We start from the raw sequence: 19,214 nt of genomic DNA on the forward strand, positions 1-19,214 counted from the left end.
CGAACCCGGACCGGGGTCCCGCCCCTGGCGGCAGGGGCGGGACCGGCGCGATCAGCGGGTCTCGCGCGCCGGGGGCAGGAGCGCGGCGGCGGCCACGACCAGCGGGTCCAGCAGCCCGTCGACGGACGCGTCGGCGATCAGCCTGGCCCGCATCCGGGGATCCCAGAAGGAGCGGATGTGGGTGGCTATCTGCTCGGCCGCCCACGCCGGGTCGCGGTCGTGGAACTGCACCGCGATCTCGTTCGACAGGCGGATGTGCGGAGGGGTCTGCGTCGCGGCCACGTGATCACTTCACCTGTGCGGGAGCCGGGTGCGGCAGCGAGACCTGCACCGCGGTCACCTTGTATTCGGGGCAGTTGGTGGCCCAGTCGGAGTTCTCGGTGGTCACCACGTTGGCGCCGGTCACCGGGTGGTGGAAGGTCGTGTAGACCACCCCGACCGGCATCCGCTCGGCGATCTTGACGCGGAGGCTGGTCTCGCCGACCCGGCTGGCCAGCGCCACGGTGTCGCCGTCGCGGATGCCACGCACCTCGGCGTCGTGCGGATGCATCTCCAGCAGGTCCTCCGGGTGCCAGGCGGAGTTCCCGGTACGCCGGGTCTGCGCGCCCACGTTGTACTGCGACAGGATGCGCCCGGTCGTCAGGATCAGCGGGAACTTGCGGGTGCTGCGCTCCTGCGTCGGGACGTAGTCGGTCAGCACGAACCGGCCCTTGCCGCGCACGAACCCGTCGATGTGCATGATCGGGGTGCCCTCGGGCGCCGCGTCGTTGCACGGCCACTGGACGCTGCCGACCTCGTCGAGCTTGGCGAACGACACCCCGGCGAAGCTGGGCGTGGTCATCGCGACCTCGTCCATGATCTGCGCGGAGTCGTCGTACTTCATCGGGTAGCCCATCGCCTGCGCGATCTCGCAGACGATCTCCCACTCGTGCTTGCCGGTCTTCGGGGCCATCACGGGGCGGACCCGGTTGATGCGGCGCTCGGCGTTGGTGAACGTGCCGTTCTTCTCCAGGAACGAGGTGCCCGGCAGGAAGACGTGCGCGTACTTGGAGGTCTCGTTGAGGAACAGGTCCTGGACGACCACCAGGTCCATCGCCGACAGGGCGGCGGTGACGTGCTTGGTGTTCGGGTCGGACTGGACGATGTCCTCACCGTGCACGAACAGCCCCATGAACGTGCCGTCGATCGCGGCGTCGAACATGTTGGGGATGCGCAGGCCAGGCTCGGAGTGCAGCACCCGGCCCCACAGCGTCTCGAAGGTGCCGCGGACCACGTCGTCGGAGACGTGCCGGTAGCCGGGCAGCTCGTGCGGGAAGGAGCCCATGTCGCACGAGCCCTGCACGTTGTTCTGCCCGCGCAGCGGGTTCACCCCGACGCCCTCGCGGCCGATGTTGCCGGTCGCCATGGCGAGGTTGGCCATGCCCATGACCATGGTCGAGCCCTGGCTGTGCTCGGTGACGCCGAGGCCGTACATGATGGTGGCGTTGCCCCCGCCCGCGTACAGGCGGGTCGCGGCGCGCAGGTCGGCGGCGGGGACGCCGGTGATCGACTCGACCGCCTCGGGGCTGTGCTCGGGGGCGGAGATGAACCGCTCCCACTCGGCGAAGTCCTCGCAGCGCTCGTCCACGAACTCCCGGTCGACCAGGCCCTCGGTCACCACGACGTGGCCCATGGCGTTGATCAGCGCCACGTTGGCGCCGGGCTGGATCTGCAGGTGGTGCTCGGCCTGGATGTGCGGGGAGCGCACCAGGTCGATCCGGCGCGGGTCGGCCACGATGAGCTTGGCGCCCTGGCGCAGCCGGCGCTTGATCCGCGAGCCGAACACCGGGTGGGCGTCGGTCGGGTTGGCCCCGATGACCAGGATGACGTCGGCCTTGTCCACCGACTTGAAGTCCTGGGTGCCGGCGGACGTGCCGTACGTCTGCTTGAGGCCGTAGCCGGTCGGGGAGTGGCAGACGCGGGCGCAGGTGTCCACGTTGTTGTTGCCGAAGGCGGCGCGCACCATCTTCTGGACGACGTAGACCTCCTCGTTGGTGCACCGGGAGGAGCTGATGCCGCCGATCGCGCCGGCGCCGTACCTGGCCTGGATCTCCAGCATGCGGCTGCCGACGTAGCCGATGGCCTCCTCCCACTCGACCTCGCGCCACGGGTCGGTGATCCGCTCGCGCAGCATCGGCTTGAGCTGCCGGTCGGGGTGCGAGGCGTAGCCGAAGGCGAAGCGGCCCTTGACGCAGGAGTGCCCCTCGTTGGCCTTGCCGTCCTTGTACGGCACCATCCGGACGACCTCGTCGCCCCGCAGCTCGGCCTTGAACGAGCAGCCCACGCCGCAGTACGCGCAGGTGGTGAGCACGCTGCGGTTCGGCATGCCCAGCTCGACCACGGACCGCTCCTGCAGCGTGGACGTCGGGCACGCCTGCACGCAGGCGCCGCAGGAGACGCAGTCGGACTCCATGAACGTGCCGCCGGCCCCCGCGGCCACCTTCGACTCGAACCCGCGCCCCTCGATCGTCAGGGCGAAGGTGCCCTGCACCTCACCGCAGGCGCGCACGCAGCGCGAGCAGGCGATGCACTTGCTCGCGTCGAAGTCGAAGTAGGGGTTGGTGCTGTCGGTCGGCAGGTCGAGGTGGTTCTCGCCGTCGAAGCCGTAGCGGACCTCGCGCAGGCCGACCACGCCGGACATGTCCTGCAGCTCGCAGCCGCCGTTGGCGGGGCAGGTCAGGCAGTCCAGCGGGTGGTCGGAGATGTACAGCTCCATGACGCCGCGGCGCAGCTCGGCCAGCTCGGGCGTCTGGGTGCGGACCTTCATCCCGTCGGCCACCGGGGTGGTGCAGGACGCCGGGGAGCCCCTGCGGCCGTCGATGTCGACCAGGCACAGGCGGCACGAGCCGAAGGGTTCCAGACTGTCGGTGGCGCACAGCTTCGGGATGTCGATGCCGCACTCGGCGGCGGCGCGCATCACCGAGGTCCCCTCAGGGACCTGCACCGTCTTGCCGTCGATCTCCACGGACACGGTCGCCTCGCCCGAGCGGGCCGGAGTGCCGTAGTCATGCTCTTTGATGAGGCTCATTGCCGTTCCTCCGTCGTCGCTCCGAAGTCGCCGGGGAAGTGGGTGAGTGCGCTCTGCACCGGCATGGGGGTCAGGCCGCCCATCGCGCAGAGCGAACCCTCGGTCATCAGATGGCACAGGTCGTTGAGCAGCTTCAGGTTGGCGCCGCGGTTCTCGCCCGCGACGATCCGGTCGATGACCTCGACCCCGCGCACCGCGCCGATCCGGCACGGCGTGCACTTGCCGCACGATTCGGCGGCGCAGAACTCCATGGCGAACCTGGCCTGCCCCGCCATGTCCACGGTGTCGTCGAACACCACCACGCCGCCGTGGCCCACCATCGCGCCCGCCGCGGCGAACGCCTCGTAGTCCATGGGCAGCTCGAACCTGGACGTCGGCAGGTAGGCGCCGAGCGGTCCGCCGACCTGTACGGCCCGCACCGGCCGGCCCGAGCGGGTGCCGCCGCCGTACCCCTCCACCAGCTCGCCGAGGGTGATGCCGAACGCGGTCTCCACGATGCCGCCGCGGGCGACGTTGCCGCCGAGCTGGAAGACCTGGGTGCCGCGCGAGCGGCCCGTCCCGAGGTCGGCGAACGCCTGCGCGCCGTCGGCCAGGATCATCGGCACCGAGCCCAGGGTCAGCACGTTGTTGACCACCGTGGGCTTGCCGAACAGGCCCTCAAGGGCCGGGATCGGCGGCTTGGCGCGTACCATGCCCCGCTTTCCCTCCAGGCTCTCCAGCATGGAGGTCTCTTCACCGCAGATGTACGCCCCGCCGCCGACCCGGACGAACAGGTCGAAGCTGAAGTCGTGGTCGAGGACCCGCTTGCCGAGCCAGCCCCGCGCGTACGCGACGTCGATCGCCGTCCGCATCGCGGCCACGGCGTCGGGGTACTCGGAGCGGATGTAGACGTAGCCCTCGCTCGCCCCGACCGCCCAGGCGGCGATCGTCATGCCCTCGATGAGCGTGAACGGGTCGCCCTCCATCAGCATCCGGTCGGCGAAGGTGCCGCTGTCGCCCTCGTCGGCGTTGCAGCAGACGAACTTCAGCTCCGACTCGGCGCCGAGCACGGTCTTCCACTTGATGCCCGCGGGGAAGCCGGCGCCGCCACGGCCGCGCAGCCCGGAGTCGGTCACCTCGGCGACCACCTGCTCGGGGGTGAGGGACAGTGCGCGGCGCAGCCCGGCGAGCCCGCCGTGGGCGGTGTAGTCGTCGAGGGAGACGGGGTCGATCACGCCGACCCGCGCGAACGTCACCCGCGTCTGGTCGCGCAGCCAGGCGATCTCCTCGGTCGGGCCGAGACACAGGGGGTGCGCGGCGCCGTCCAGGAACCCTGCGGCGAGCAGCTCGTCGACGTCGCCGGGAGTCACCGGCCCGTACGCCACCCGGCCGGCCGGTGTCGCCACCTCGACCAGGGGTTCGAGCCACAACATGCCGCGCGACCCGTTGCGTACGACCCGGGCCAGGGGACCGGCCGCCTCGGCGATCCGCTCGGCGACCTGGTCGGCCCCCACGGAACGGGCGGCGGAGTCGCACGGGACGTAAACGGTCACCGGCCCGCCGACGGCGGCACCGGTGTCTGGTTCGCGGTGGACCTCGCTCACGCGGAGACCTCCAGGAGACGGTCGAGCTCCTGCGGCCCGACCCTGCCGTACAGCCGGTCGCCGACCTGTACGGACGGGCCGGTCGCGCAGTTGCCCAGGCAGAAGACCTGTTCCAGGGTGACCGCCCCGTCCGGCGTGGTCTCCCCTAGGCCGATGCCCAGCCGGTCTTTCGCCCGGTCGACCAGCCCGGCCGCGCCCACTGCCTGACACGCCTCGGCCCGGCAGATCCGGATCGTCGTACGGCCAGGCGCGCTCTGCCGGAAGTCGTGGTAAAAGGTGACGACACCGTGCACGTCGGCTCTTGACAGATTCAGCTCGTCGGCGAGGATGGGGATCGCCTCAGGACTGATATGCCCCAGATCCTCCATGAGCGTGTGCAGGATCGGGAGCAGAGCGCCCCGGTCGTTGCGGTGCCGCGCGACGGCCGAGCGTACTCGATCCTCAAGAGACTGCGACGAAGCTTCAAGAGACTGCGACGAAGACGGCGTCATTACCAGCCTTTCGATCAGAGGGCACACTTGCACCATCGGGTATCGCCGACGTGCCGTCCAATCGAATTCTTCGATCGGCTGAAAGGCAATGTCTATCAAGGCAGGTCAGGCGGCTGGGGCCGCCGATAGACTGTGCCCGGCAGCCTGAGCAATAAACCTATTGATTATGTAGGAATTATCGGTAATGGTTGAAGGGTCCACCATGTGACCGAGGAGATCCGATGAGCGTCACCGACGAACTGCTGGCCAACGCCGAGCGCTACGCCGCCTCCTTCCGCAAGGGGCACCTGCCGCTGCCGCCCGCCAGAGGTCTGGCCGTGCTCGCCTGCATGGACGCCCGCCTCAACATCTACGCCATCCTGGGGCTCAGCGAGGGCGACGCGCACGTCATCCGCAACGCCGGCGGGGTCGTCACCGCCGACGAGCGCCGCAGCCTGGCCATCAGCCAGCGGCTGCTGGGCACCCGGGAGATCATTCTCATCCACCACACCGACTGCGGCATGCTGACCTTCACCGACGACGCCTTCAAGGACGGCATCCGCGCCGAGGTCGGCATCAAGCCCGACTGGTCCGCCGAGGCGTTCACCGACCTGGAGGAGGACGTGCTCCAGTCGGTGGCCAGGATCAAGGCCGATCCGTTCATCCCGCACCGCGACGCCGTGCGCGGCTTCGTCTACGAGGTCGAGACCGGCCGCCTGCGCGAGGTCAAGGGCTAGCGCCGCCTCCGCCGCCGCCCGGCGGCTCACAGGCGGTCGAGAAGCTCCGCCTTCTTCGACGCGAACTCCTCGTCGGTGAGCAGGCCCTCGGTGTGCAGGCGTCCCAGCTCCCGGATGCGGTCGTAGACGGTCGGGGAGCCGGCGTCCGGAGCGGCGGTGAGCTGCGCGCGCCCGGTCTCCCGGTCCGCCTTCGCCCACAGGTGCGCGGTCACGGTCGCGGCCATCACCAGCGTCCAGGCGTCCTGTTTGGCGCTGTCCTCGGTGAGCAGGCAGGCGAAGTCCTTGCTCGGTTTGGGGGGCTTGGCGTCCGGGTCCTCGTCCCGGGTCACGATCCGCAGGTGGCCCTCGCCCGACGATCCCTGGGGGAACCAGTCGACCCGCCGGATGTCCCGCAGCGCGTACGCCATCCGGCGCCTGTTGGTCTTGCGTGAACCGGCGTCGTCGGACCACTCCAGCCGGACCGTCTCGCCGTCGAACCTCGCCGTGCCCTCCGACGTCCGGATGGACAGCGGCACGGGCGGGACGAGCCCGAGGGCGTACTCCTCCGCGGGGCGCGGGCCGTCATCCAGGCGCGCGGCCTCCGCGGCGAGCCTGAGCTGGTCGGCCTGGTACTCGGCGACCAGCTCCGTCTCGGGTCCGCCGGTCAGCAGGAACGGCTGCCCTCCCTCGGCGAGCAGCGCCCCGGCGGCGGCGTACGGGTCGGCCCGTTCGCGCAGCCGCAACCGCAGCCGCCAGCCCTTCTTCCCCGCGGTCGCGAACTCCACCGCCGCGATGGCCGCCACGGGGACCTCGCAACGGGCGAGCACTTTCAGCAGCGTGTGCGTGCGCCACCGGGAGTTGAACTGAATGACCACCTTTTCATGATCAAAATGCCATGTTGCGGTTTTTCCGGATAGCGCCTCCATGTCGTCGAGTTTAGGAGCGGGCCGTCGCGACGTGCGAGGGCCGCGACGGTGGCCCGCGGCCGGTTCGGGCCGATCCGGCGTTGACAACATATGACTTGATTATATGATCGAGTTATGTGTTCTCGGACTGCCAACCTCCTGGGCGCGCTCGGCATCGCCCTCGCCGACGCGCAGACCGCCGAGCTGGCGGCCTCCTCCGGCCTGGCGCCCACCGACGCGGCGGCGCTCAACGCGGTCGGGGTGGCGCCCGGATGCAGCATCCGGGCGGTACGGGTCGCGCTCGGCATCACGCACCCCGGCACCGTCCGCACCGTCGACCGCCTCGCCGCCTCCGGGCTCGTGGAGCGCCGCGCGGGCGTCGACGGCCGCACGGTCTCGCTGCACCTCACCGCGGCGGGCCGGGAGGTGTGGCAGCGGCAGACCGACGCCCGCCTCGCCTGGCTGGAGCGGACGATCGCGCAGCTCGCGCCCGCCGAGCGCGCCGACGTCGAGCGGATCGTCTCGTCGATCCTCACCGTGGTCACCGGCGACGAGGAGTCGGCCGAGCGGATCTGCCGGCTGTGCGACGAGCACCGCTGCCCGCAGGACCGGTGTCCCGTCACCCTCGCCATCGGCACGGGGACATGAGGGCAGGTGGGCCGTCGCTGATGGTGGCCAACGCGGCGGCGTGGGCGGCCGGTCTGGTCCTCACGAAGGTCGCGCTCGACGTCACGGGGGCGGCGCCCGGCTCGGTGCTGGTGGTGCAGTTGACCGCGTCCGTCGGCGCGCTCGCCGTCGCGTGCGCGGTCACCGGCGCCTCGCTCGGCGGCTCCTGGCGGCTGGGGTGGGTCGGCCTGCTCGAACCCGGGATCGCCTACCAGTTCGCCCTCGCCGGTCTCGCGCTCACCAGCGCCGCCAACGCGAGCGTGCTGGGCAGCCTGGAGCCGGTGATGGTGCCGCTCATCGCCTGGGCGCTGCTGCGGGAGCGACCGCGCCCGCGGCTCGTCGTCGTCATCGCGGGCGCGACGGCGGGGTCGGTACTGGTGTCGTTCTCGGCTGACGGCGGCGGCGGGTCGTGGGCGGGCGACGGCCTCGTCGTCGCGAGCGTCGCCGCCGCCGCGCTCTACGTCGTGGTGGCCGCCAGGCAGGTCGCGACCGTGGAGCCGCTGCCCGCCGCGCTCACCCAGCAGGTGTGGGCGCTGGGGTTCGTGATCGTCTGCCAGTTCGTCCTGGCCGGTCCGCTGCTGTGGCCCTCGGCCACGCCCGGCGGGCTGCTGCTGGTCGCCGGGACCGGCATCCTCAACTACGCGCTGCCGTTCTGGCTCTACCTCACCGCGCTCACGCGGATGCCGGTGGCACGCGCGGCCACCTACCTCACGCTGATCCCGGTGTTCGGGGTGCTGGGCGCGGTGCTCGTGCTGGGGGAGCGGGTGACGTGGCTGGATCTCGCCGGGGGCGCGCTCGTGGTCGCGAGCCTGGTCGCCGACGCGCGGACCGCCCCGGCCGACGACGTCGTACTCGAGAAGAACCGTGTGCTCAACAGAGAGGAAGCATGATGACCACTTACGGGATCCTGGTCTTCGACGGGGTGCAGGAGCTCGACTTCGTCGGCCCGTGGGAGGTGTTCCACGGGTCCTCCCGCCGCCGCGACCGCGCCGACACCGTCGTGCTCATCGCCGAGCGGCCCGGCCTCGTCCGGTGCGGCAACGGCATGCGGGTGCTGCCCGACCACACCCTGTCCGACCATCCGCCGCTGGACGTGCTGCTCGTCCCCGGCGGCGCGCACTCGCGGATCGAGGCGGAGATGCGCAACCCCGCGATCATGGAGTGGATCAGGAGCACGGCCGCGAGCGTCGAGTGGGTCACGAGCGTGTGCACGGGAGCGTTCCTGATGCGCGCCGCGGGGGTGTCGCGCGGTCGCCGGGTGGCCACGGAACGGGCCCTGGAGGACGAGCTGGAGCGCCTCGGCGACCTCACCGTCGTGCGCGACGCCCGCTACGTGGTGGACGGCAACCTGGTGTCCAGCCAGGGCGTGTCCGCGGGGATCGACATGGCGTTGTGGCTCATCGGGCGCCTCCACGGCCGCGACCACGCCCGCCTGGTACGCCGGTCGATCCAGTACGAGCCGGCCCCGCCGTACCTGGCCGACGAGCCGGAGTCGGCCCACGTGCCTGCCTGACCCCTTCGCGGCCGCCATGGCAGGGCGTGACGGTCAGCGCCGGCGGTGGCCGTCCGGGGAGGGCACCCCGGGCTTGGTGAGGCTCTCCGGTTTGACGATCCGGTCGTAGAGGTCCTCCGTGATGCCGCACTGGAGCGCGGCGGCCTTGAGCGGGAGGCCGTGGTCCAGCGCGTGGTGGGCGATGCGGGCGGCCCGGTCGTAGCCGACGACGGGGCTGAGCGCGGTCACCATCATGATCGAGTGGTCGACGTTGTGGTGCAGCCGGTCCGTGTCGAGCCGGGCCCCCTCGACGAGGAACTCGCGGAAGTGGTCCATCATGTCGGCCAGGATGCGCGCCGAGTGCAGGACGTTCTTGATGATGACCGGGCGGAAGGCGTTCAGCTCGAAGTTGCCCTCGGCGCCGGCCATCGAGACGGCCGTGTCGTTGCCGCACACCTGGACGGCGACCATGAGCAGGGCCTCGGCCTGGGTCGGGTTGACCTTGCCCGGCATGATCGACGAACCGGGCTCGTTGGCCGGCAGGATCAGCTCGTGCAGCCCGGTACGCGGCCCCGAGCCGAGCCAGCGCAGGTCGTTGGCGAACTTGAACAGCGGCACGGCCAGGGTGCGCAGCGCCGCCGAGACCCGTACGAGGTGGTCGCAGGAGGCCTGGGCGGCGAACTTGTTCGGCGCGCTGGTGAAGGGCCGGCCGGTGAGCTGGGCGAGCTGCCCGGCCACCTCCTTGCCGAACCCCGGCGGCGCGTTCAGCCCGGTGCCGACCGCGGTGCCGCCGACGGCCAGCCGGTAGAGCCCCTTGCGGGTGCGTTCGAGATGGTCGATGGCGTCGCCGAGCTGCGCCGCGTAGCCCGACCACTCCTGGCCGACGGTCAGCGGCGTGGCGTCCTCCAGATGGGTACGCCCGATCTTGACCTCGTGCGCCCACTGCCGGCTCTTGGCCTCGGCGGCCTCGCGCAGCCGCGTCGCGGCGGGCAGCACGTGGTCGTCGACGGCCTCGGCGGCGGCCAGGTGCATGGCGGTGACGAAGGTGTCGTTGGACGACTGGCCCATGTTCACCTGGTCGTTCGGGTGGATGGGGTCCTTGCTGCCCAGCCTCCCGCCGACGAGCTGGATCGCCCGGTTGGAGATCACCTCGTTGACGTTCATGTTCGACTGGGTGCCGGAGCCGGTCTGCCACACGTACAGCGGGAACTCACCGTCCAGCTCGCCGCGGATGACCTCGTCGGCGACCCGGCAGATCAGGTCGGCCTGCCACCGGGGCAGGCGGCCGGCGCGGGCGTTGACGATCGCGGCGGCCTTCTTGATGTAGCCGTAGGCGTGGTAGACGGCCTTGGGCATGCGATCGTCGCCGATGTCGAAGTGGAGCAGCGACCGCTGGGTCTGCGCGCCCCAGTAGTGCCCGGCCGGTACGTCCACCGTGCCCAGCGAGTCGCTCTCCGTCCGGGTGCCGGTGGCCCGCAGGCCGATCGGCACGTCGCGGACCCGCGGCGCGCTCACTGCCCGTTCCCGTGGACGCGGCGGTAGACGGGCTGCCACATCGTGTCCTGGACCTGCTGCACCGTGTCGCGCAGGTCGACGCGGGCCAGGTGCTCCTCGGCGGCCCGGTCGGCGACGGCGACGGCGACGGTGGCCGAGACCTCGCGCAGGTTGTCGACCTGGGGCAGCAGGGACGCCCCCGGGGCCGAGACGTCGACCAGGCCCGCGACCGCCTCGGCGGCGGCCTGGAGCATGCCGGGGCTGACCCGCCGGGCCCTGGCGACCACCGTGCCCAGCCCCAGCCCGGGATACAGCAGGGCGTTGTTGGCCTGGGCGATGACGTAGGTGACGCCGTCGTGGGTGATCGGGTCGATCGGGATGCCGGTGGCGATCAGGGCCCGCCCGCCGCTCCACCGGATCAGGTCGGCGGGCATCGCCTCGATGCGCTCGGTCGGGTTGGAGATCGGGAAGATGACCGGCCGGTCCACGCCCGCCGCCATCGCCCGCACGATCTCCTCCGTGAACGCGCCGTGCACGGTGGAGGTGCCCAGCAGCATGGTCGGCTTGACCCTCCGGACGACCTCGGCCAGCGAGATGCCCTGCCCGTCCCCGGACCAGCCGGAGACCTCGTCGCGCGGGCGGGCGTACGGCTGCTGGAAGTCACGCAGCCCGCTCATGTCGTCGGTGAGCAGGCCCTGCTTGTCGATCGGCCAGATCCGCCTGGTGGCGGTGTCGCGGTCCAGGCCGTCGCGGACCATCGCGTCGCGTAGCTGGTCGGCGATGCCGGTGCCGGCCGTGCCGGCGCCGAAGACGACGATCCGCTGCTCGCGCATCGGGGTCCCGGACACCTTGACGGCGCTGAGCAGGGCGGCCAGCACGATCGCGCCGGTGCCCTGCATGTCGTCGTTGAAGGTGCAGATCCGGCCGGTGTACCTCTCCAGGATGCGGCGGGCGTTCGACGGGCCGAAGTCCTCCCAGTGCAGCAGGGCGCCGGGGAACATCCGGGTCGCCGTGCTGACGTAGGCGTCGATGAAGTCGTCGTACCGCTTGCCGCGGATCCGGGAGTGGCGGTTGCCGACGTAGGCCGGGTCGGTCAGCAGCGCCTCGTTGTCGGTGCCCACGTCCAGCGCGACCGGGATGACCCGGCCGGGGTCGATGCCCGCGGCGGCCGTGTAGACGGCCAGCTTGCCGGTCGCGATGCCGGCGCCGCCGCCCACGCCCCAGTCGCCGATGCCCAGGATCTCCTCGGCGTCGGAGGCCACGATCAGGTCGACGTCGTCCGGGCCCAGCCGCATGTCGGTGAACGCCCGTTCGATGCCGTCCGGGTCGTCGATGGACAGGTACACGCCCCGGGGGCGGCGGTACTCGTGGCTGTAGAGCTTGATCGCCTGGGCGACGGTGGGGTCGTACACGATCGGCAGCATCTCGCGCAGGTGGTCGCTGAGCAGCCGGTAGTACAGCACCTCGTTGCGGTCCCGCAGCGCCGCCAGGTAGACGTTCTTGAGCAGGTCGCTCGGCTGGGCCCGGTACTGCGCGTAGATCCGGCGGGCCTGCTCCTCCAGCGTCTCCACCACCGGCGGCAGCAGGCCCTCCAGGCCCAGCTCCGCCCGCTCCTCGGCGGAGAACGCGGTGCCCTTGTTGAGCAGCGGCTCCTGGAGCACCGCCTGGCCGCGCAGCGAGGTCACGTAGCTTCCGTCCGGCTGCTCGGCGAACATGAAGCTCACCAGATCCGGCTTCCTCTTCCCCGGCGACATCATGGTCATCCCCCTCGGCGGAACGGCTCTCGCGGCGCAAGCTGCCCCCGCCAGGGGAGAGGACACCCGGCCGCGCCTCACGGCTGTCCCCGCTCCCGGCAATGGGAGGTTCTAGGGCGAGGGGGCGGCGAGTGTGGGTGGGGGTGCTCCGCCGGAGACCGCGCCCGCTTCGGGTGCCGGCTCCGGGGGAGGGTATGCCCGCGCTCGCCGCCCCCTCTGGCTCTCTACGGGCGGTTCACGCCCAGCGTGTACGAGCCCGATCCGCTGTAGGCGTGCACGTGATACCGGTAGTACCCGGCCGTGCCGCTGTAGCTGATGGTCTCGTCGGGGTTCGGGCTGTCGCCCCTGGCCACCACGGTCCAGGTCGAGCCGTTCCACTTCTGCAGGTAGACGTCGAAGTCCACGCCGGCGGGCCCGTCGAGGCAGGCCGCGTGCGTGCCGGACACCGTGGCCTGGTAGTACGACCCGTTCGGCTGGTAGACGCTCTGGTTCGAGGTCAGCGAACCGCCGTAGGTCTCCTCGTACCCCCGGCAGCCGGTCGGCGGCGGCTCCGTGCCGCCGGCCGTGACCAGCGTCAGGCCGCCCACCGAGAGCAGTTCGCCGATGGGCTGGAAGTACGTCGTCCCGCCCGTCGAGCAGTTGCCCGACCCACCCGAGGTCATGCCCTGGGCCTGGTCACCCGAGATGAACGAGCCGCCCGAGTCGCCGCCCTCCGCGCACACGTTCGTCCGCGTCAGGCCCGACACCGTGCCCTCGGGGTAGTTGACGGTGGAGTTGAGCGCCTGGACGGTCCCGCAGTGCCACTGGGTGGTGGAGCCCGAGCGGCAGATCGAGCCCTGGGGCTGGGTGACGGCCGAGCCGCGTACGGGGAGGATGCCGGCGCTGTAGCCGTTCACCACGCCGGGCGCGGTCCAGTCGGCGTTCGTGGCCACCCACGCGTAGTCGTTGCCGGGGAACGACGAGATCTGGAACGTCCCCTGCGACACCCGGTTGTAGCCGGTCGTGGTGATGCCGGTAGCGCCGCAGTGGCCGGCGGTGGTGAAGCCGAGCTGGGTGCCGCGCCGCGCCGCGAACCCGACCGAGCAGCGGTAGCCGTCCGAGGTGTAGTACGCGTCCCCGCCACGGAGGTCGTAGAACAGGCGCGGGCGCTCGGCGGACCCCTCGTACGTGACGGCGGCGGCGTCCAGGCCACTGGCCGCGACCCAGGAGCGGGCCGCCCGCTCGTCGCTCGCCAGGACGACGACCGCGTTGTCACGGGGCGAGACGGCCCAGGAGTGCACGGAGGCGGGCGGGGCGGTCCGGTCCAGGCCCTCCTTGACCTCGGTGAGCTGGGCGAGGGAACGGGACACGACGCGCGCGCGGGCGCCGGCACGGGTGATCTCGGCCGTGTCCGCGGGGTCGACGCTGGCCACGACCAGCGCGCTCTCGGCGCCTTCGTACCAGGTTCCGGCATAGCGGTCGCCGAGCCTCTTGCCCAGGCCGGGTGCGGCGGCGTTGCCGCGGGCCTCGTTGGCCAGGCGGGCGAGCGCCTGCTCCTTCGTGATGCCGAGGTCGCGCTGCAGGGCGTCGACCACGCCGGAGGGCGGTTTCGCGGTCGCGACGGCGGGGGTCGCCGTCATGACTGACGCGCCGATCGCGATCGCGATCAGCGCCGGAGTCCGGAGCATGGTGTCTCCTCGCTGCTGGGGGTGCCGTCACGGTAACGGCGGGCCCGCGCGCGGAGGAGTACTACTTTGCCCCTATCACCGTGTTATGGAGCGGTGCCGTAACCCGGGTTACGTACCAGCCAGTCGTAGTAGACCTGGCTGCGGCGTACGGCGTCCATGTGGGCGTGTTTGGCCTGCGCCACCACCCAGGCGGCCTCGGGGGCGGTGGGATGGCGGCCGAGGAGCTGCCGCCAGCGCAGCGGCGCGCCCACGAGCGGGACCATGACCAGCCCCTGCGCGGCCTGGTGGGTGGCCTGGCAGAGCACGACGGCCCGGCCGACCTGCGCGAGGTGGGTGCAGGTCGGCACGTCGGTCTCGTAGATCGTGCCGGGCGTGAACCCGGCCCGCGCGCACGCCATCGCGAAGCAGTCGGCGAAACAGCCGTCGCCCGGCGTCACCGCCCACTGCTCGTCGGCCAGGTCGGCCAGCTCCACCTCCTTCTCCCTGGCGACCGGGTGGTCCTCCGCGACCAGGCAGAAGACGGGGTCGAGGCTGATCGTCTCCCACAGGAGCGTGCCCGTGGGGGTGCCGGAGTCGCCGCAGGCGCCGGTCAGCACGTAGTCGAGGCGACCGAGTTCGACCATGCTGTTCAGCTCGTGCGTCGACCAGGACGTGTACGTGTTGACCGTCCGCTCCGCGGCGAGCCGGTCGACCAGGCCGCCGAGTATCGGCCCGTTGGTGGCGCCGATGCGGAAGCCGGGGGAGGGGGCGTGAGCGAAGCGTACGGCTTCCTCCTGCAGCTCCTTGGCCGCGGGGAGGAGCACCCGTGCCCTGGCGAGCACGAGTTCGCCGAGGCGGGTGGGCCTGGCGCCGTGGCGGTCCCGCTCGAACAGGGCGCCGCCGAGCACCCTCTCGATGCGCTTGAGCTGTGCGGTCAGGGCCGGTTGTGCCAGCCCGAGCAGGGACGCGGCCTTGCTCACACTTCCCGCGTCCGCGACCGCGCGGACGATCCTGAGGTGCCTGAGCTCGAGGTCCATAACGGGAAGGTAAGGCGACGATCTCTTGCAAACAATGCCTATATGTCAGGAAATGTGACAGATATTGTCCGGGGCTTCCTGGGGTAGGGGGAGCGCATGACGGCGATGGGAATAGATCCGGCCCAGCTCAGCGACGCTGACCTGGTACGCGAGGTGCGCCAACTGCACCTCACCCGGAGCGACACCTTTTTCCACGGGTCCGACGACGCGCTGGCCGTGCACACGCAGCGTACCGGCGAACTTGAGGCGGAATATCTCCGCCGCCACCCCGCGCGGGAGGTCGACCCCCTCCGGCTGAGGGAGGGGGCGAGGCAGCGATCATGACCGAACGACACGACGTCCAGGCCCTGTCGGACGTGGACATCCACGTGTACGAGGCCGTGGCGGCCCAGTGCGTCGAGACCGGCGGCGCCTACCTCGACGGCCTGGTGCGGGCGTGCGGGCTGACCGAGGAGGAAGTGCGCTCGAGCCTGGCCACGCTGGTCGGGCACGGGTACGTGGTGCCCAGGGGCGACGGGTACGTGCTGGGGCCGCACACGTTCGAGGTCGAATACTGAACCGGCCGTGCCCACTGGGGTTCCCGTGACCGATGGGCCGGAAGGACCCGTGGGGCCCGTGACTGACGGGCCGGAAGGACCCGTGCGTCCGGCACCGCGAGCACCAGTTCGGGCCGCACCCGCAAGAACGCCCCGACCAGCGCCCGAGCCCGCCCCTCGGCCCTCGCGCCACCACAACCACCACGACCACCACCGGCACGGCTGTCACCACACGCACCACGGTCGTCGCCACGGCCATCACCTCGGCGGCCGTCGTCGCCGCCGTCGTCGGTGGCGGCCGTGATCGCGGCGGGGTCCCAGCCTGCCAGGGAGGGCGGGGTGAACCCCGTGGTGAAGCCCTCCGCCACCGAGGCGGCGCTCACCTTCCAGTCCAGGTGGATGAGCCGGTTGGCCAGGGGCGCCGACAGGTCCCACCCGTCGGCCGCCTGCTCGGGCGGGTTCGCCGCCGCCACGATCCGTACGGACGGAGGCAGCACCAGGTCCCCGACCGCCCGTTCCAGCACCACCCGCAGCATCGCGGCCTGTACGGCGGGCGGCGCGGTGGTCAGCTCGTCCAGGAACAGGATGCCCGTCCCCGACGACGCCAGCCGTTCGGCCCAGCGTGGCGGCGCGAACCACGTCCGGCCCTCCCGCAGCACCGGCAGCCCCGCGAAGTCGCTCGGCTCCCTGATCGAGCCGACCACGGCCTCCACCGGCAGCCCGAGCCGCTCCCCGAGCGCGAGTACGGCCGACGTCTTCCCGGTCCCGGGCGAGCCCCAGAGGATCACCGGCAGGTTCGCCGCCACCGCGACGGACAACGCGTCCACGAAATCACATCCCCAACGAGGAGGCGTCAACTTTGATTGACGCTATTGAGGTCAACGTAGGTTGACGTGTGGTCGGATGTCAAATCACCTCAGAGGTGCACGCGCGAAAGACGGTCCCACCTCGGACGCCTCCTGGAGGCCACGCCGAGGAGGCCGGGGAGGCCGAGAGCCGGGGCGATCGGTGAGACCCGCTATCCAGATGGTGGACCGGTGAACGCCACACTCCTAATGTCGAAAGTGTGGATGTCGCCGATCTGAGCCCCGCACAGGCGCGCGAACGCTTCCGTGCCGGCGAGCGGGTGCCCACCGCCGGCTGGTGCCGGGGCTGGACGCAGGCCAATCTCATCGCCGTGCCCAAGCGGCTGAGATACGAGCTGCTGCTGTTCGCCCACCGCAACCCGCAGGCGTGCCCGGTGCTCGACGTGGGCGAGCCCGGGGCGTGGTCCACCCGGTTGTTCTCCGGTGACCTGCGGACGGACCTGCCCGGCTACCGTCTCTACCGCGACGGCCGGGCCGCCGCCGACCTCGACGAGGTGGTGGCGGAGTGGCGTGCGGACCTGGTGCCGTTCCTTATCGGTTGCAGCTTCACGTTCGAGCGGGCGCTGCTCGCGGCCGGGGTGCCGGTGCGGCACCTGGAGACGGGCCGGAACGTCCCCATGTACGTCACCGACATCCCCTGCGAGTCGACCGGCAGCCTCTCGGGCCCGCTGGTGGTGTCGATGCGGCCGGTGCCCGGCGACCTGGTGGAGCGGGCCGTCGAGGTGAGCGGGCGCTACCCGATGGTGCACGGCGCGCCCGTGCACACCGGCGACCCGTCCGCCATCGGCATCCGCGACCTGGCCAGGCCCGACTACGGCGACCCGGTGGAGGTGCGGGAGGGCGAGGTGCCGCTGTTCTGGGCCTGCGGGGTGACGCCGCAGGCGGCGGTGCTGGCCAGCGGCGTCGAGTTCGCGATCGGCCACCTGCCGGGCCACATGGCGATCATGGACGTGCGGGACGAGTGCTACCAGGTCACCTGACGCCGCCGCGTCACCCGTCGGCCGGTCGTGCCAGCGGTGGGATGCCCGCCGCCGTGAGCTGCCGCCCGACCGGTGGCGCGTCCCGCCGGTTGTCGATCTCCAGATGCGGTACGACCGGCGGCTCGTCCACCCTGATGTTCCTCAGATAGTCCTCGAACGCCGCCAGCTTGCCCGCGTCCCTCCCGAACCCCCTGGCCACCAGGCGCTCGCGCAAGGTCGGGCCGTCGGAGCGCACCCAGAGCAGCCGTACCGGCGGACCGCCCAGCTCAGCCACCCACCGGGCCCACCGGGCGGCGTCGTGCACCTGCGTGGTGAACGGCCCGTCCAGCGCCACCGGGCAACCACGCTCGCGGATCTGCCGGGCGAGCGTCGTCAGGCCCGCGTACTCGTGCCGCTTGACGTACTCGTCGTACCAAGGGCCCTCGCGTTCGCCGTCCGGGCGCCCGTGGGCCCGCAGCAGCTCGGCCACGAAGGCGCCGTACACGGTGTCCTTGTCGAGCAGCGCCGGGACGGGGGACAGGCGGGCGAGCAGCTCGGCCACGACCGTGGACTTGCCCGCGCCCGGTGGCCCGCTGACCACCCACACCGCACTCATGCGCTCAACGTAGCCGTACGCGGATCTGCGTACACAGGTGCCTCCTGTCTGCGGACGACCCCGGCGCCCGCCCGCACCAGACTTCATGCTCATGCTGACCGTGTTGACCAGGGCGTTCCGGGTGCCGGAGCTGCGTACGAAACTGCTGTTCACCCTCGCCGCCATCGGGCTGTTCCGGCTGGGACAGCTCCTGCCCGCGCCGGGCGTGGACGTGGTGGCGGTACGCGCGTGCGTGGGCGCGGCCAAGGGCGGCGTGTTCGACATGATGCAGATGCTCAGCGGGGGAGCGATGCTGCAACTGTCGGTGTTCGCGCTCGGCGTGATGCCGTACATCACGGCCAGCATCATCATGCAGCTCTCCGCCGTCGTGGTGCCCCGGCTCGACGTGCTCAGGAAGGAGGGGCAGCGCGGCCAGGCCAAGATCACGCAGTACACCCGCTACCTGACCGTCGGCCTCGCCCTCCTGAACGCCGGTACGGTCGTCGCGCTCGCCCGCGCCGGGCAGCTCCTGCCCGGCTGCGCCCAGCCGCTGCTGCGCGACGACGGGCTGCTGTCGGTGACGGTGATCGTGCTGACCATGGTGGCGGGGGCCTGCGCGGTCATGTGGCTGGGCGAGCTGATCACCGACCGGGGGATCGGAAACGGCATGTCGCTGCTAATGTTCACGCAGGTCGTGGCCGTCTTCCCGGGGTACATGTCGAGGATCTTCGTGCTGAGCCCGATGAGCTTCGTGGTGATGATCACGTCCGGGCTGTTCCTGGTGGCGGCCGTGGTGTTCGTGGAGCAGGCGCAGCGGCGGGTGCCGGTGCAGTACGCCAAGCGGATGGTGGGGCGGCGCATGTACGGGGGGAGCAACACCTACATCCCGCTCAAGGTCAACCAGGCGGGCATCGTGCCGGTCATCTTCACCTCGTCCCTGCTGTATCTGCCGACGCTGGCCGCGCCCCTGCTCGGGGACGAGGCGCGGACCTGGGTGGAGCTCAACCTCACGTCGGGGGCCCATCCGCTGTACATGACCGTGTACGTGCTGCTCATCGCCGGGTTCGCGTACTTCTACGTGTCGATCACCTTCAACCCGGTGGAGGTGGCGGACAACATGCGCAGGTTCGGTGGGTTCGTGCCCGGCATCCGGCCAGGACGTCCGACGGCCGAGTACCTGGCGTACGTGTTGTCCAGGCTCACCGCTCCAGGGGCGCTCTACCTGGGGGTGCTGGCGCTGCTGCCGCTGGTGGCGTTCGCGATCCTGCGGGATCCCGGCACGCAGCAGAACTTCCCGTTCGGCGGGACCAGCGTACTGATCATGGTGGGGGTCGGGCTGGAGACCGTCAAGCAGATCGAGGCCCAGCTCCAGCAGCGCAACTACGAGGGCTTCCTGCGCTAGCCAACCTCGGTGGGCGGCGCTGTCGT

18 protein-coding genes are annotated in these 19,214 nt (G+C 71.3%); 7 read left to right on the plus strand and 11 right to left on the minus strand.

Going from position 1 to position 19,214, the window contains the following annotated elements; translation table 11 throughout:
* Positions 1-51 precede the first annotated feature (51 nt).
* The 4 genes from ACZ6S0_RS05970 to ACZ6S0_RS05985 are packed head-to-tail and all read right to left on the minus strand — an operon-like array spanning position 52 to position 5,177.
* Positions 52-282 carry a formate dehydrogenase subunit delta gene (locus tag ACZ6S0_RS05970; RefSeq protein ID WP_465913723.1) on the minus strand — a complete coding sequence of 77 codons (231 nt, stop codon included), beginning with the start codon at positions 280-282 and terminating at the stop codon, positions 52-54.
* 4 nt (positions 283-286) lie between these two features.
* The gene (gene fdhF / locus ACZ6S0_RS05975; RefSeq protein WP_465913725.1) at positions 287-3,067 is read right to left on the minus strand and encodes a formate dehydrogenase subunit alpha; all 2,781 of its coding nucleotides are present in this window, start codon (positions 3,065-3,067) and stop codon (positions 287-289) included.
* Positions 3,064-4,650 carry a formate dehydrogenase beta subunit gene (locus ACZ6S0_RS05980; protein ID WP_465913726.1) on the minus strand — a complete coding sequence of 529 codons (1,587 nt, stop codon included), beginning with the start codon at positions 4,648-4,650 and terminating at the stop codon, positions 3,064-3,066. The genes fdhF and ACZ6S0_RS05980 overlap by 4 nt, the downstream gene beginning before the upstream one ends.
* Positions 4,647-5,177 (minus strand): formate dehydrogenase subunit gamma, encoded by a 531-nt coding sequence (locus ACZ6S0_RS05985; protein WP_465915207.1) that lies wholly within the window; start codon positions 5,175-5,177, stop codon positions 4,647-4,649. Before ACZ6S0_RS05985 ends, ACZ6S0_RS05980 begins: the two co-directional genes overlap by 4 nt.
* A gap of 185 nt (positions 5,178-5,362) precedes the next feature.
* Between ACZ6S0_RS05985 and ACZ6S0_RS05990 the strand changes: the two genes are divergently transcribed.
* Positions 5,363-5,857: a beta-class carbonic anhydrase gene (locus tag ACZ6S0_RS05990; RefSeq protein WP_465913727.1), complete on the plus strand. Its 495-nt coding sequence runs from the start codon at positions 5,363-5,365 to the stop codon at positions 5,855-5,857.
* A gap of 26 nt (positions 5,858-5,883) precedes the next feature.
* Here the strand turns inward: ACZ6S0_RS05990 and ACZ6S0_RS05995 are convergent, their stop codons facing one another.
* On the minus strand, positions 5,884-6,762 hold the full coding sequence (locus ACZ6S0_RS05995; RefSeq protein ID WP_465913728.1) for a DUF4429 domain-containing protein: 879 nt from the start codon (positions 6,760-6,762) through the stop codon (positions 5,884-5,886).
* A gap of 114 nt (positions 6,763-6,876) precedes the next feature.
* Here ACZ6S0_RS05995 and ACZ6S0_RS06000 point away from each other — a divergent pair, with 114 nt between their 5' ends.
* Genes ACZ6S0_RS06000 through ACZ6S0_RS06010 form a run of 3 tightly spaced genes read left to right on the plus strand, consistent with a single transcriptional unit; the run spans position 6,877 to position 8,920 of the window.
* On the plus strand, positions 6,877-7,389 hold the full coding sequence (locus ACZ6S0_RS06000) for a MarR family winged helix-turn-helix transcriptional regulator (protein ID WP_465913730.1): 513 nt from the start codon (positions 6,877-6,879) through the stop codon (positions 7,387-7,389).
* A complete protein-coding gene (locus ACZ6S0_RS06005) occupies positions 7,386-8,297 on the plus strand; it encodes a DMT family transporter (protein WP_465913732.1) in 912 nt (303 codons plus the stop codon). The genes ACZ6S0_RS06000 and ACZ6S0_RS06005 overlap by 4 nt, the downstream gene beginning before the upstream one ends.
* Complete coding sequence (locus ACZ6S0_RS06010; RefSeq protein WP_465913734.1) at positions 8,294-8,920, plus strand: DJ-1/PfpI family protein; 627 nt, start codon at positions 8,294-8,296, stop codon at positions 8,918-8,920. Before ACZ6S0_RS06005 ends, ACZ6S0_RS06010 begins: the two co-directional genes overlap by 4 nt.
* A 33-nt stretch (positions 8,921-8,953) precedes the next feature.
* Here ACZ6S0_RS06010 and ACZ6S0_RS06015 read toward each other — a convergent pair whose 3' ends face one another.
* From ACZ6S0_RS06015 to ACZ6S0_RS06030, 4 genes are all read right to left on the minus strand, one after another.
* Positions 8,954-10,414, minus strand: a complete 1,461-nt coding sequence (locus ACZ6S0_RS06015; RefSeq protein WP_465913735.1) for a class II fumarate hydratase — start codon at positions 10,412-10,414, stop codon at positions 8,954-8,956.
* The gene (locus ACZ6S0_RS06020) at positions 10,411-12,108 is read right to left on the minus strand and encodes an NAD-dependent malic enzyme (RefSeq protein WP_465915209.1); all 1,698 of its coding nucleotides are present in this window, start codon (positions 12,106-12,108) and stop codon (positions 10,411-10,413) included. The genes ACZ6S0_RS06015 and ACZ6S0_RS06020 overlap by 4 nt, the downstream gene beginning before the upstream one ends.
* Positions 12,109-12,371: 263 nt before the next feature.
* Positions 12,372-13,814, minus strand: a complete 1,443-nt coding sequence (locus ACZ6S0_RS06025; protein ID WP_465913737.1) for a S1 family peptidase — start codon at positions 13,812-13,814, stop codon at positions 12,372-12,374.
* A gap of 83 nt (positions 13,815-13,897) precedes the next feature.
* On the minus strand, positions 13,898-14,830 hold the full coding sequence (locus ACZ6S0_RS06030) for a LysR family transcriptional regulator (RefSeq protein ID WP_465913739.1): 933 nt from the start codon (positions 14,828-14,830) through the stop codon (positions 13,898-13,900).
* Between the two features lie 96 nt (positions 14,831-14,926).
* Here ACZ6S0_RS06030 and ACZ6S0_RS06035 point away from each other — a divergent pair, with 96 nt between their 5' ends.
* Complete coding sequence (locus ACZ6S0_RS06035; protein ID WP_344886388.1) at positions 14,927-15,154, plus strand: DUF6158 family protein; 228 nt, start codon at positions 14,927-14,929, stop codon at positions 15,152-15,154.
* An 88-nt stretch (positions 15,155-15,242) separates the two neighbouring features.
* Here the strand turns inward: ACZ6S0_RS06035 and ACZ6S0_RS06040 are convergent, their stop codons facing one another.
* Positions 15,243-16,193 carry an AAA family ATPase gene (locus tag ACZ6S0_RS06040; protein ID WP_465913741.1) on the minus strand — a complete coding sequence of 317 codons (951 nt, stop codon included), beginning with the start codon at positions 16,191-16,193 and terminating at the stop codon, positions 15,243-15,245.
* A gap of 239 nt (positions 16,194-16,432) precedes the next feature.
* Between ACZ6S0_RS06040 and ACZ6S0_RS06045 the strand changes: the two genes are divergently transcribed.
* Positions 16,433-17,212 (plus strand): putative hydro-lyase, encoded by a 780-nt coding sequence (locus tag ACZ6S0_RS06045; RefSeq protein WP_344886383.1) that lies wholly within the window; start codon positions 16,433-16,435, stop codon positions 17,210-17,212.
* Between the two features lie 10 nt (positions 17,213-17,222).
* Here ACZ6S0_RS06045 and ACZ6S0_RS06050 read toward each other — a convergent pair whose 3' ends face one another.
* Positions 17,223-17,807: a P-loop nucleotide/nucleoside kinase family protein gene (locus ACZ6S0_RS06050; protein WP_465913744.1), complete on the minus strand. Its 585-nt coding sequence runs from the start codon at positions 17,805-17,807 to the stop codon at positions 17,223-17,225.
* 91 nt (positions 17,808-17,898) lie between these two features.
* Here ACZ6S0_RS06050 and secY point away from each other — a divergent pair, with 91 nt between their 5' ends.
* A complete protein-coding gene (gene secY, locus ACZ6S0_RS06055; protein WP_465913747.1) occupies positions 17,899-19,188 on the plus strand; it encodes a preprotein translocase subunit SecY in 1,290 nt (429 codons plus the stop codon).
* Positions 19,189-19,214: the final 26 nt, after the last annotated feature.

This window comes from Nonomuraea sp. NPDC051298, from assembly GCF_055586305.1.